Genomic DNA, 12,954 nt, shown 5'->3' with positions numbered 1-12,954 from the left:
GTGACGAGGCCCGTCGCGGGCACGTAGCGCGTGACGAGCTCGCCATTGGCGATGACCATCTGCGTGAGCAGGCTCACCGCCCGCGCGCCGACGACGACGGGATCGAAGCGGATCAACGCCTGGCCCGTCGTGACCGTGTCGCCTTCCTTGACGAGCGGCGTGAAACCTTCGCCGCGCAGCATGACCGTATCGAGGCCGATGTGAACGAGAACTTCGAGCCCGTCCACGCTCGTCACCGTCACCGCATGCGCCGCGCGATGCAGTTGCGTGATCCTGCCATGGAGCGGGGAGAGCAGTTCGTCGGATGTCGGATCGATCGACACGCCGTCGCCGACCATCTTCTGCGCGAAGACCGGATCGGGCACGGTTTCGATTTGCACCATCACGCCCGAGAGGGGCGCCATCAACTCGATTCGTGCCAAACGCCGAGGAGCTTCCATGTGAACGACTCCTTGCCGTACTTCATGAAGGTGGAAGTCCGAGATGTGGATCGATGCGTTGCAAAGGATTTGATACGCCAAAAGTGATATAGAAGCAACGGTCAGCGAGGTTTGGTTGAGGCAACCGCCGTTGAATCCTTCTTCATGGACCTACCTTGGACAGCTTCACGCAAATGCACGATCGCGAAACCGCGGCCGCCGGCACAAAATCGAAGGGAATATCTTACCGATACCGCGCTGCCTACCAGCGGAGCAGCTTTTTTCTTTAAATAGGCGAGACGCCTCGACTATATTTAGCTCAATGTTTAGCCAATTCCCTCCGACCGAGCATGGGGACGACCGGTTTATGGTCGCGCCTTAAAAATACTTGGGAGGGCGGCACCTCGTGGGCGCTAAAGTCCCAGGCGGCACTGAGTTCCGAAAACGGATGACCACAGCTGGTGTGTTAAACATGCGCGATTTCGCCATTGTGCCTATTGTCGCTTTCGCGCTTTGCACGGGCGGGTGCGCAATGCCTGCGGCCGCGCCGGAAAGCAATGCGCCGCCCCCTGCTGCTCCGCCAGCGCCCGTGGTGAGCATTGCGCCCACCGACGAGCAGACGCCGGCCACAAATGGCGTGCAGACCGTTGCAATGGATTCCACCTCGCTCGATATGCTCGTCGGTCCGATCGCGCTTTATCCCGATGACCTCGTCGCGATCATTCTGCCGGCATCGACGTATCCGGTCGAAATCGTGCAGGCAGACCGGTTTCTTGAGCGCAGAAAGACCGAGAAGAACCTGCAGGTCAATGAAGCGTGGCAGGGCCCGGTCAAGGCGCTCTTGAATTATCCCGAGGTCGTTAGGAAAATGAGCGCCGACCTCGACTGGACAGTGGCGCTTGGCGAAGCCGTGGTGACGGACCAGAGCGCGGTGTTGCAGGCCGTGCAGCGTTTCCGTCGTCAGACGCAATCGGCAGGGAATCTCAAAACGGATGACAAGCAGACGGTGGTGGTCGAGAAGGAAGTCATCAAGATCGTGCCGTCCAATCCCGAGGTCATCTACGTGCCACAGTACAACCCGACGACGGTCGTCGTCAGCAGCCCGACGCCGGTCTACAGCTACTGGCCCGCGCCTTATCCTGTCTATTACTACCCGTATGCACCGGGCGCGGCGTTCGCGACGGGCCTCATCTGGGGCGCTGCAATCACAGCGGCGTGGAATGGCGGGCACTACGTGTCGCACTATGAGGGCGGCAACAATACCATCAACATCAACCGCGAAGGCAACGTTAATAGAGCCGACGTCAAGAACGAACTCAGCAATCGCGCGGCGAACCGTTCGGCAAACGGAACATCTCAGCGCTCAACGCAGTGGCGCTCGGACAAGAAGCCGGGACAGGTGTCGGGCGCCAGCACGCGCGCCTCGTCACAGCGAGTCGGTGATCCGCCGTCGCGCGCCGGCGCCGGCAACATCGGCGCAGCTGGCGGCAGCAATCGTGCCGCCGCGCGTGCGCCGACGTTTGCGCAAACGCCACGAGGGCAAAGTACCGGGAACTTTCAGGAACGCGGCGGCGCCGCTTTCAGCGGCTATGGCTCCGCCCAGGGCGCGCGTGCGGATGGCGCGCGCGGCGCCGCCAGCCGTCAGTCGATGTCCGGTGGACAGGGCGGCCGCAACTTCCAGGGAGGCAGCTTCTCCGGCGGCGGGCGCGGTGGATTTGGGGGAGGCGGCGGCCGCATGGGCCGTCGATAGAAGACACTTCATGAACACACGGTCTCGTCGACTCGTTGCTTGTCTTAACCTCGCGATGCTTGTCGTCCCGCTGTGCGTGCTCGCCGCCGATCTGCAGCAGACGTTTGCAACCCCGGACGAGGCGGTTAGCGCGCTAGAACAGGCGCTCAGGTCGAACGACGATGCCGCGCTCATCGCAATCTTCGGCAATGCGCACAAGGAACTGGTCGTGACGCCCGACGAAGCCGAGAATCGCGAACTGCGCGCCAATGCGCTAGCCGAGTTCAATGCGTATCATATGCTGGAGGAAACGTCACAGGACCGACGCGTCCTGCGTATCGGCGACGAAGCATGGCCAATGCCGATTCCACTCATGCACGAGCAAGGCGCGTGGCGCTTTGCGACCGAAGAAGGTGAGCAGGAAGTGCTGGACAGGCGCATCGGCGCGAACGAACGCGAGGCGATCAAGGTGATGCGCGCGTATGTCGATGCACAGCGCGAATACGCGACGCGCGATCGCGTGGGCGACGGCGTGCTGCAGTACGCGCGCAAGCTCGGCAGCACGATGGGCAAGCGCGACGGGCTTTACTGGCCGGCGGACGAATCGAAGGGCGAAGAGCCGAGCCCATTCGGTCCGCTGATTGCTGCGAGCGCAAATTATTTCAAGGATCGCAATCCGGGCGACCCTTATCACGGATATTGCTTTCGCATTCTAACGCGACAGGGGAAGCACGCGCCGGGCGGCGCTTTCAACTACATCATCAACGGACGCATGCTTGCGGGTTTTGCGATGGCCGCCTACCCCGCGCAGTATGGCGCCAGCGGAGTGATGACTTTCATTGTCAACAACAACGGCGTCGTGTTTCAGAAGAATCGGGGCGCGTTGGCAAAACCGCTGACCGAGTTCGATCCCGACACATCCTGGACTCGCGTGCAGGCACCTTGATCGTCGAGCTTCGTAGCGATGCATCAAAGAAGAATGGGTACGCTGATCAAAAGGAACATGACAATGAACAGGACCCCAAAGATCGCACCCAGCCTCCGGTAATTCCCGGCGGGCAGATAGCCGGTCGCTGGCGTCTGAGTCGGAGCGACAGGCTGCGCAGCGCTGGTCGCTGGAGCCTGAGCGGCACAGTTTGAGCACGGCTTCCCGCCGGCGTCTCGGGAACCGCACACCCGCCCATCCAGACCGCGAGTGCAAACAGCATGCTTAAAGAGTTAATGCATGTCTTGCGCTACCGGCCGTATGGGGCTGCGCATGTTCGCGGTTCCTCGCGACCCTCAGCCATTACTGGCCGCTCACCCCATTATGTGCGGCCGCAACGGCAGCGTCGCGCTCTTTCGCGGCCTCTGATTTCTTATGGTTGTAAACTTTCCTGGCCGCTGCCACTTTCTGGTTGTATTTCTTGTTGGCGGCGGCAATTTCCATCCGCATCTGCACGATCTCATCGTTATGTTTCGATGGAGCGGCTCCTTGGTCGGCCTGTGCCGCCGGCTGTGCCCACGCGTGCGACGCGAACAAGACTGTCGCGGCTACTAGGGTTGCTTTTAGACGATTCATGAGCGCCTCCTGACGCGTGCCATCAAACGATCGAGCTAAGTTCCGCGCTAGGGCGCACCTCAGTTCCCACAACCTCGGACGACGTGCTAACCGGTGACACCCGCTTCGTTCTACATACCAATAATCACTCGAGGACCCGTTGTCATCGGGGTTTTCCGCAATCAAGTGTCAGCGCGCCGGAGTCTTCGGGAAAACTTACGCTCCCGAGAGAGCGCAAGCCTTACAATAGTGTACGGGCGTTCGAATGAAAGGTTCAAGCCACGCAAACGGTAAGCGTGACTGAAGAACGATACGACCGCGTCGCGCCGAACGGGAGGCCGGTTCGCCGAGGGTGCACTAGAAAGACCTCGAGCGTCACCGTCCCTCGGCTTCGTGCTTAGAATCTGAGCGTGACATTCAGGCTTGGACCGTTGAAGCGCAGCGTTTGCACCAATTGATCGCCCGACCCATAGAATGCCAGGTAGCGATAAGTCAGACTCAGGTCGCCCCACTTCATCGCATAGCCGACTCCGCTCATCGCCTGCCACGTGAACTTCGATGAGCCAGCGCCAGCGTCGAGATAGAACGGCATGTACCACCGTCCGTCACTGGTGATAATAACGCGCCCACGCACGCCACCGATGCCGTCGATAATGTTCTGAACCTGCGACACATTGACTTCCGGGCTCAGGCTTCCCCCTGTCCCGTTGGTTCTCGTAGCCGATCCGTCCAGCGTGGCCTGTACCTCGAGATAGCGCATGCCGACGATCGCATCAACGTTTCCCCAGGGCTGCCGCACCAAGGTTCGAGCGCCGCCAAGCTGGATCAGCGTACCGCGGAACGTCGTCTCGAAACTGCGTTGCGTCTCGCGAGGGCCGAACACGCCGCTCGCCGTATTGACCGAGCTGCCGTGTCGCCCGAAGTTCAGGTAGATGGTGTCCGCCAGAATGCTCCAATCGTCCTTGCGCGCCTCGCCCTGCAGCATAAAGACGAACTTTAGGTTTTGCAGATAGTTATAGGGACCTGTAGAGGCGTCAGCGCCCCCGCCGGGCAGAGAAAAGCGCAGCGTCCCGCTCACGTTCGGCAACCAGAGGTACGGCGCGATCGCGAATTGCCACTGCGTTCCCGCTTGCGCGGGCAACGCGTCTGAAGCCTGCGCGTTGCTCGCGACAAGCACCACAGACACGACACATCCCAAGTACCGGTGCATGGCAAATATCCTCGCGGCTTACGCCAGGACACTTAGAAAATGCCAATCCCTCAGCTCGCAGCGATACGGCTGCGGCAATGGCCGCCGCTAATCTGCCCGTGCTTGACGACTCTCGTTCATGTCAAACAAACCTGCTCGCTGCCCGCATAGAATGCTAGTACAAACACGAGTCGTTCGAAGTGCATCCGTGACGTTTCGGCGTAACGCAAGCGAATCGCGTTAGCCACTTTGGGCCATCCTGCTATTCAGCCAACAGTAACGTGGCGAGAATGTCATAAACGGACGCACAATTGACGCGGTCTTTTGCGATGTCGCGCGGTCGTCGACCGCGGACAAAGAAGATGCACGGTCGTCCAGCGTTCGTGCGGGAAATCACTCTGATCTTTACGGCAATCGCAGCGGTGTGCGTCGCTGTTCATGCAGACGAGAAAGAGCCGCTCTGTTTTGTGGATCCGACGGACCGTCAATTCGACACTAGCGACTTCCTGCTCAAGCATAAGGGCGCGCTGCCCGTGCCCAGCGTTATCACTGAGCCGGCGGTGGGATATGGCATGGGCCTTGGCCGCTCTTTTCGTCCGGGCGATTGCCGAAGCTGCGGCGAATTCTACCGGAGATCGGCCCAACCGGACCCCCCGAACGTAGCAGCGCTCGGTCGCTTCCATACACGGGGCGAAGACCGGTATCGTCTCACCTTCTGCAGTGGTGTTTCGGTGGCCTGCGCGTTTGCGGTCGCGGCATTGTTTCCGGTCGGCTCGACACAACGTGGGCGCGCTGGTCGCGTCCATGCGCTGCTTCAGCAGCTTCTGGTTCGCCTCGGCAAGAAGCGGAGCTGCGCTGACACGTGACGCCGCGGTGGTCGCTACTCGGCTTCACAAGCCTAGGAAAGGCGTGTAGACGGCTGAAAAGCTTAGAAGGTAACAAGTGCCGGTGCAGCGTTTCGTTACATGATGACACGCAAGCTCGGGATGTCCGAACATCTGTTTCGCGGGTTGGCTCGTTCGATTGCACATTCGGCGCCTCATAGACCATTCAAAGGAGCTCGACAGCCAAGTCGAGGAGCCTGGCACCGCAGCGACGAAACGAGTCAAGGCCCGGGCTGGTCCTCCCTGCGGGGCACACTGCACACACTGATGCGGCCGCTTACAAGACGGCCCAGGTTTGACCTTCATCGAAGACACAGTCGCGAAATGGAGGAGGTCGCCGGTTGGAAGTTGCCCAAATGTACTACACTCGAATAGACGCCTGCTCGCTGTAGCAGGCGTCTTTAGGAAACCGATTCGCCCGCCCCTGTCGGCGGGCTTCTTTTTGGTCTTGCCCCGTCAGTACACACCAGCGCGCGCCGATCAGGCCGGTACGTGAGTTTCGGCGGTAGCCGTCGAGGCGACTCCCTCGTTGCGCTGTGGCGCCCGGCCCTTTCCGACTCACTCCGTCAAGCGCGACACCTTGGTTCCCTCAATCGAGGCGTCTGCCATCAGCCCGGCGTTGGTCAGCACGAATGCCTGAACCGGTTTGGTCGCTGTGGTCGTATCGATCGTGCCGTTTGCGCCCATCCTGACGAGCGCCACGGATGCATCTGCGCCGGCCGACCAGCCATTGGAGCTGCGGAACTTGTTGAGCGCGTCCTGCGTCATGAACAGGAAAATGAGCGCTTTCGACTGCGCCCCTGCTTGTAAGCCGAACGAGCCCGAGGTTGTGCTGTAGTAGCCGACGGTGTGGCCGCCCGCGCGCAGCGCGCCTTTGCCATATTGCGCGCCGACGACGAGGCCGGCTTGGATTACGGACGGAAACACGAGCACGCCGTTCGCTTTTGCGACCAACTCACGCGAGCCGCCTACCGTGGCGTATAGACGCTGAAGGGTGCTATCGACGTCGGCGTCGATCGACCGGTGCAGATCGGCCGCGCCTGCGGCCTGTTCGCCTCCAGCGTTCCTGTTGGTCGTGCAGCCAGCTACTGCGAGGCCTGCCAGTCCCAGGACGGCAGTGGACTTGCGAATGAAGTTCCGTCTCTGCATCGATGTTCTCCATCGTGGAACGAAAAAACCCCATAAAGCACTAGCGAGATGCACGAAGTGTTATAGCACAGCAGTGCGAAGACGATCGACTCGACCGAGGTCGCTTGTTTGAAAACTCGCCGCGAACGTGCCAGCGAAAAAAAACCCGCCGAAGCGGGTGAACCACCTTGGAGATTTAAACCCCGCTCAATTTCAGCCGGAGCAGAGGTAGGTTAGCGCGTAACCGGAAAAAAACAAGGCGAAGAATCGATCGCGGCATTCGAACGCCGGTTCCGGAGAAAAGGATGCCGAATGAAAATCCGCGTTGCTTGCCTCGCAGCACGGACGTCTCATACGGCATATCCGCGGACGTTGCGATCCAGCGACAAACTTGACGACTCGATAGATTCGGATACCCAATTTCCGTTATCGTCTTACAGCGACAGCAACTTCTCCGCAGAGAGGACAGTCGCGGTACGGGGTTACGTGAGCGTTTAATGAAAACAGACTTCGAACCCTGGAGTAACGAATGAAGAAAATTCTGATAGCCGGTACCGCGCTGGCCTCCTTGGCCGGTGTGGCGCAGGCGCAAAGCAGCGTGACGCTTTACGGCCTGATCGACGCAGGCCTGACTTACACGAACAGCCAAATCACCGGCACCGGAGCAGGTGGTCACAGCAACTGGCAGATGACCAGTGGAGGTGTGCAGTACAGTCGTTGGGGCTTGCGCGGAGCGGAAGATCTAGGCGGAGGGTTGCAGGCGATCTTCACTCTGGAAAACGGCTTTAACCTGAACAACGGGCAGTTGTCGTCGGCAAACCGCATCTTCAACCGTTTGGCCTACGTCGGAGTTTCCAGTCGTGACTTGGGCTCGCTGACTTTGGGACGTCAAACCGACGGCATGGTTGACTTCCTCGGGCCGCTCTCGTTGACCGGAACACAGTATGGCGGAACCCATTTCGCGCACCCGTTCGACGTCGACAATCTGAACGACTCGTTCCAAATTAACAATTCCGTCAAGTATCAGAGCCCAGATTTTGCCGGCTTCAAACTCGGAGCACTGTATGGCTTCTCGAACCAGGCCGGTGGGTTCGCGAACAATCGCGCATACAGCGTCGGCATGTCGTACGCGTGGGGGCCGTTGAACTTCGGTGCGGGCTATCTGCACCTGAACAACGCCGCCGGCACCCCGGCACAACTCAACACGGGTGGGGCCGTCACCGATACCCTTGGAACCTCGCTATCAGGCGCCCTCACTCCGACCGCAGTGCCGTTGGGCGCACTCGCTCGCCGGCAACAGACGTGGGGTGGAGGCGTCAACTACGCGTTCGGTCCGTTGGTCGCGGGTTTCGTTTATACACAGACGAACCTGACCGAACTGTTTCTGACTGGCTTCAACACTCACTTCCAGAACTATGAAGGAAACATCCGGTTCGCTTTGACACCAGCCGTTATGCTAGCGGCCGCCTACACCTACTCGCGCGCCGGAGGCAATGCCGGTAGCGGTGCTCCGCACTGGAATCAGGTGAGCGCGCTCGCGAACTACGCGTTCTCGAAACGCACGGACGTCTATATCCAAAGCACGTATCAAAGCGTGAGCGCGAGGGCTGGCAATCCACTGGGGGTTGCGTGGGTCAACGGTGTGAGTTCGCCGGCATCGACGTCAAATCAGGTCGAGGCCACCGTCGGCGTGCGGCATCGTTTCTAATCAGAAGGCTCATGACTCGGACCAACATCGCTTGCGATATGCCGGATCGAAGTGCGTACTCCTAGCCTCGACCCGGCGATCCAAAGTTCGTCGGACTCCTCGCAACGACGATGTATGCGAGCAGCTCGGTTCTAAAGAAGGGGCACGTTATGAATTGTTTAAAAGGAACCGTAGGAATACTGTTCATCGCGCTTGCGACAAGTGCGTTGGCGCAGACTGCGGCGCCGTCGGATCAAGCCGCTTCACAGCCGGCCCACAGCGATGAAATAGTCAAAATGCGAATGGAAGTCGCGGCGGCGAACAAGAAATACAATCAGAAAGTCGCTGCCGCTAAGAAGGTCTTCGACCATAAGAAGGCGGAAGCCGCGAAAGAACGCGACGCTGCGATTGCGGCGGCACACAATGGAGTGAGCGGACAGTAATCGCCCGGGGTCTTGTGTCGGCACCATGAGTGTGTGACGCATGGCGTAGGCGCGAACTCCGGTGTGGTCCAGTGTCGCGCCGGTGGCAGCGAGGACGCATGCGAGACCTGTCTAAGACGCGCCGCGGTTGCATGGACAGGAGGGGCGGCTCAGCTCGTTAAGGGTTATTCGATGCCTGCCATCGATCAAAGGAATGTGACGGTGCCTCTGCGCGTGTTGGCAGGCGTCGAATAAACCCGATGGAGGAAACCGCGGAGTGCCCCACTGCGATTGGAGGGTTCGCGGCTATGGCGATTGATAGACCGGAATGGTCAGTGGTGCCGGATGCGGCACGCTCAGGCGGGGTGCCGGAGGGGCGCTGACGCCGTAGCGAAGTGGTTTAGTCGTGCATTCGCGATGATGAGGCGGTCGGGCAAAGCGCTTCGCGTAGCGACACGCGCAGGCTTCCATCCTTGGGCCGCGTTGCTGCGGAGCCAACGTTCGACAGGCAGGTCGAGGAACCGTGGAGTTCATGTCGGATCCCGGTGCATTGGCGGTGCGCGGATCGGGGAGCTGCGCGCGAGGATTTCGATGACGATCATCGGTGCGCCGCAGTGCCGACAGATGAAGACGGGGCGGGTTTCGATGATGGCGTCGTCCGGCGACGGGCTGATCTCGGGTGCGACGTGCAGCAGATCGCGCACCTTTGCGAGATTGGCGCGGCGCACCGGGTTGGCGAGCAGCCCGAAGTGGCGGATCCGATGGAAACCACCGGGCAGCACATGGAGCAGGAAGCGGCGCATGAATTCGCCGGTTTCGAGGGTCATGGTCTTGTAGCGGGTGCGTCCCTTCGCACGGTAGTCCTTCCAGCGGAACGTCACGCCACGCTCATCGACGGCGACCAGGCGCTGGTTGGAGATGGCGACGCGGTGCGTGTAGCGTGAGAGGTACTCGAGCACCGCCTTCGGTCCGGCGAACGGGCGCTTGGCGTAGACCACCCATTCGCAAGTACGTAGGGGCGCAAGCCATCGGGCAAAGGTGGCGGGGTCGGCGAGCCCGGTGTACTCGCCGAAGAACTGCAGGTCGCCACGGTGGTGAACCGACTGGAGTGCCTCGAGGAAGCGGCGTCGGAACAGGCGTGAGAGGACGCGCACGGGCAGGAAGAAGCCGGGCCGGCAGGCGATCCAGCGCTCACCGTCAGGCGACAGCCCGCCACCGGGGACGATGCCGTGCACATGCGGGTGATGCGTGAGCGCCGATCCCCAAGTGTGCAGCACGAGCGTGGCGCCGATCTGGGCGCCGAGATGCCTGGGATCCTCGGCGATCGTGCGCAGCCTCTCGGCGGCGATGTCGAACAGCAGCCCGTAGATGACCCGCTTGTTGTACCAGGCGATCGCGCTGATTGGCGCGGGCAGCGTGAAGACGACGTGGAAGTACTCGACGGGTAGCAGATCGGCCTGACGCGCCTCTAGCCAGCGGTGTGCGGCGCTGGCCTGGCACTTCGGGCAATGCCGGTCTCGACATGTAATGGAGTGCACTCCATTACGTGCCTTATGGGGAGTAGTTTCGTATGGGGAGTGGACGTGTCGAGCGAGCGCGAACCGTGAGCTCGCGCTCCTGTAACTCTCCATTAAAGCTTCGCCTTGAGCATGGCGATGACCTTGTCGGATGGCCTGAACGAGCCCCTGCGCAGTTCCGGAGGAACGATTGCGTTGAGTGCTTCAAGCTTCTCGGTAGGGTCGGCACGGGTGTAGATTTCAGTAGTAGCCAGATCGCTATGTCCGAGCCAAAGAGACACTTTTCGGATATCGTTCGTGCTCTGCAGTACTATCATTGCGCACGTATGCCTCAAGACGTGCGGCGAAACACGTTTCTGTAACAACGAAGGGCACTTCTGGCTCGCCGCCCCAACATGATGTTTGAGGACGTAGGCAAACCCCCAACGGCTCATCGCATCACCCCGGGCATTGACGAACAACTCCGGTACTCGTGCCGTTCCCCGTACCGCGATCCACGCACGAAGCGCATTGGCGGTCACTTTCCAGAGGGGGAGCGCACGCTCACGTCGTCCCTTACCATGAACGCGGATGCTCATCGACGGTAGTGCAACATCCGTCATCTGTAACCCCGTCAATTCTGAAACGCGCAGGCCGCCGCAGATAGCCAGATGCAGCATTGCCCGATCCCGGATTCCCTCACGTGTTGTTGGGTCTGGTGCATCGAGCAGAGCCCGGACTTCTTTTTCTAACAGATACGGTACCAGCCGCGAATCGGTCTTCTTGTATGGAATGCCAAGAACACGCCTTATCTGCTCGAGCGCGATGGGCTCGCGATACTCGAGGAAGTGGAAGAACGACCTGATTGCAGCCAGTCGAACATTGCGGGTCTCCGGTGCGTTGTGTCGTTCATCTTCAAGATACTCCAGAAACGCACCGATCATTCCGGCATCGAGCTGCTCCAGCGCAAGCGACGAGGGAGGCACATTAAGCCGTTTGGCGGCAAACTCGAACAGGAGCTGGAAGCTGGAGGCATAAGAGTCGCAGGTATGTTGACTGGCACCTCTCTGATGTGCGAGGGTCTCTCGAAGGAATGCCGAGACATGGGGAGCTAATGGAGTCATTTCTGTTCTCCGATGAGGAAGTCTTCGGCGGTGGCTGCAATATCGCGCAGGAGTTCCGGAGTGGCCTCGAGGTACCAATAGGTATCGTTGATGTTGGCGTGGCCCAGGTACGTCGCAAGGGCCAGCATGTGCTGCCCGACGCGATCCCGGCCTTCAGGGCTCGCTTCGAGTGCACGAATGGCAAACGTGTGCCTGAGCCCATGCAAACGAGGGCTCTGGCCGTTGGAGGAAGGGCCAATGCAAGCCAACTTCAGCAGCTTCCGGAAGGTCCAGTAGGCAATCGTGTACCTGAGCGGGTGACCGTCGTCATCAACGAACACATGGTCATCGCCCGGATGCGCCCGACGCCGCAGCGTTAGATATTTGTGCAGCCCCTCCGTCGCCGTATCGTGGAGAGGAACCAGACGACTCTTCTGGAATTTGCTCTTTCGAATGACGAGTCCCTCCGGCGTAATGTCGGCAGACCGTAGATTCAGGGCTTCCGATACACGCAGACCAGTGGCAGACAGCAGAGCGATCAACGAAGCATATGTCTGTGGACGCAGTGCGTTGGTGGGCTCGAGTTTCAGCGCAGCGTCGATCAGTCGTTCAATGTCGGTCCGTGTATAAATGTACGGAGCCCGCCGGATCTTTCGGTAGGCGAAGTACCGCATCGGCGGCAGCTCATGGTTCTGATCCTCTATGAACAGGTACCGCGCGAATCTGCATACGGTCTTCAGCCGCGCGTCACGCTGGGCTACCGATGCAGCCTCAGTTGCCCAGTCGATCGCAGTCTGTGCGCGGACGTGCGTTTCACCACGATTGACGGCGAAGCGCGCAAAGCTGCGCAGCAGGTATTCCACGTTCGACATCTTGAATCCCGCGGCCCGACATGCAGCGAGATAGGACTCCACGGCGGACATCATTTCATCACCTCCGGCCAAGGCTGGGCGATTCGCCTGAGCAGTGCAAAGTCAATCCTGGCGTAATAGGCCGTCGTGTCGATACCACGGTGCCTGAGAATCATGCCAATCTGCTCGAGGGGAAGACCGTGACGCAACATCTCGGTTGCCGCTGTGTGTCGCAGCAGATGTGCGCCCTTGGCGGGCGAACTCACCTTGGCCCGCTTGAGCGCGCGTTTCACTACCGAGGAAATGGCATCGCCCGAAACAAACGGCCTGAAGGGAGCAACGTTGCGTACGAAGACGCGGTCATCTCCTGTCACTCGGGATCGCGATTCGAGATAGCGCAGGAGTGCCTCACCAGCGTCCTGGGGCAGCTGTCAACGTCGGACTTAGTTTCCCCAAAACTGTCGGAGTAAAATTCCCCACCCTGTATCTGCGTGGTGATCAGCCGT

The 12,954-nt window shown here is 60.2% G+C and carries 13 protein-coding genes; 5 read left to right on the top strand and 8 right to left on the bottom strand.

What is annotated here, in order from left to right; translation table 11 throughout:
- Positions 1–440, bottom strand: a 440-nt coding sequence (locus NCT32_RS10915) for a PTS glucose transporter subunit IIA (protein ID WP_250490252.1), incomplete at its 3' end; no start/stop codon positions are given.
- Positions 441–867: 427 nt separating this feature from the next.
- On the opposite strand from NCT32_RS10915, the gene NCT32_RS10910 reads away from it, so the two are divergent.
- The gene (locus tag NCT32_RS10910; RefSeq protein WP_250490251.1) at positions 868–2,169 is read left to right on the top strand and encodes a DUF3300 domain-containing protein; all 1,302 of its coding nucleotides are present in this window, start codon (positions 868–870) and stop codon (positions 2,167–2,169) included.
- Positions 2,170–2,179: 10 nt separating this feature from the next.
- Positions 2,180–3,094 carry a DUF2950 domain-containing protein gene (locus NCT32_RS10905; protein ID WP_250490250.1) on the top strand — a complete coding sequence of 305 codons (915 nt, stop codon included), beginning with the start codon at positions 2,180–2,182 and terminating at the stop codon, positions 3,092–3,094.
- A gap of 342 nt (positions 3,095–3,436) precedes the next feature.
- Here NCT32_RS10905 and NCT32_RS10900 read toward each other — a convergent pair whose 3' ends face one another.
- Together NCT32_RS10900 and NCT32_RS10895 are read right to left on the bottom strand one after the other, a co-directional pair.
- Positions 3,437–3,709 carry a hypothetical protein gene (locus NCT32_RS10900; RefSeq protein ID WP_250490249.1) on the bottom strand — a complete coding sequence of 91 codons (273 nt, stop codon included), beginning with the start codon at positions 3,707–3,709 and terminating at the stop codon, positions 3,437–3,439.
- Between the two features lie 376 nt (positions 3,710–4,085).
- Entirely contained in the window at positions 4,086–4,874 is a 789-nt protein-coding gene (locus NCT32_RS10895; RefSeq protein WP_250490248.1) for a hypothetical protein, read from the bottom strand.
- 365 nt (positions 4,875–5,239) lie between these two features.
- Between NCT32_RS10895 and NCT32_RS10890 the strand changes: the two genes are divergently transcribed.
- A complete protein-coding gene (locus NCT32_RS10890) occupies positions 5,240–5,743 on the top strand; it encodes a hypothetical protein (RefSeq protein ID WP_250490247.1) in 504 nt (167 codons plus the stop codon).
- A gap of 576 nt (positions 5,744–6,319) precedes the next feature.
- Here NCT32_RS10890 and NCT32_RS10885 read toward each other — a convergent pair.
- Positions 6,320–6,910, bottom strand: coding sequence for a YSC84-related protein (locus NCT32_RS10885; protein ID WP_250490246.1), 591 nt, complete (start codon positions 6,908–6,910; stop codon positions 6,320–6,322).
- 508 nt (positions 6,911–7,418) lie between these two features.
- Here NCT32_RS10885 and NCT32_RS10880 point away from each other — a divergent pair.
- Both NCT32_RS10880 and NCT32_RS10875 read left to right on the top strand, forming a co-directional pair.
- Complete coding sequence (locus NCT32_RS10880; protein WP_250490245.1) at positions 7,419–8,597, top strand: porin; 1,179 nt, start codon at positions 7,419–7,421, stop codon at positions 8,595–8,597.
- A 149-nt stretch (positions 8,598–8,746) separates the two neighbouring features.
- On the top strand, positions 8,747–9,019 hold the full coding sequence (locus tag NCT32_RS10875) for a hypothetical protein (protein ID WP_250490244.1): 273 nt from the start codon (positions 8,747–8,749) through the stop codon (positions 9,017–9,019).
- Between the two features lie 509 nt (positions 9,020–9,528).
- Here NCT32_RS10875 and NCT32_RS10870 read toward each other — a convergent pair.
- The 4 genes from NCT32_RS10870 to NCT32_RS10855 are packed head-to-tail and all read right to left on the bottom strand — an operon-like array spanning position 9,529 to position 12,876.
- A complete protein-coding gene (locus tag NCT32_RS10870) occupies positions 9,529–10,629 on the bottom strand; it encodes an IS91 family transposase (protein ID WP_409241531.1) in 1,101 nt (366 codons plus the stop codon).
- A complete protein-coding gene (locus tag NCT32_RS10865; RefSeq protein WP_250490243.1) occupies positions 10,629–11,618 on the bottom strand; it encodes a tyrosine-type recombinase/integrase in 990 nt (329 codons plus the stop codon). The genes NCT32_RS10870 and NCT32_RS10865 overlap by 1 nt, the downstream gene beginning before the upstream one ends.
- The gene (locus NCT32_RS10860) at positions 11,615–12,523 is read right to left on the bottom strand and encodes a tyrosine-type recombinase/integrase (protein ID WP_250490242.1); all 909 of its coding nucleotides are present in this window, start codon (positions 12,521–12,523) and stop codon (positions 11,615–11,617) included. The genes NCT32_RS10865 and NCT32_RS10860 overlap by 4 nt, the downstream gene beginning before the upstream one ends.
- Positions 12,520–12,876, bottom strand: coding sequence for a tyrosine-type recombinase/integrase (locus NCT32_RS10855; RefSeq protein WP_284508516.1), 357 nt, complete (start codon positions 12,874–12,876; stop codon positions 12,520–12,522). The genes NCT32_RS10860 and NCT32_RS10855 overlap by 4 nt, the downstream gene beginning before the upstream one ends.
- Positions 12,877–12,954: the final 78 nt, after the last annotated feature.

The sequence above is a fragment of the Caballeronia sp. INML2 genome (assembly GCF_023631365.1).
GTDB classification, from domain to species: domain Bacteria; phylum Pseudomonadota; class Gammaproteobacteria; order Burkholderiales; family Burkholderiaceae; genus Caballeronia; species Caballeronia turbans.
The sequence above is the reverse complement of the archived record's forward strand: the minus strand, read 5'-3'. Positions and strand labels throughout refer to the sequence as shown.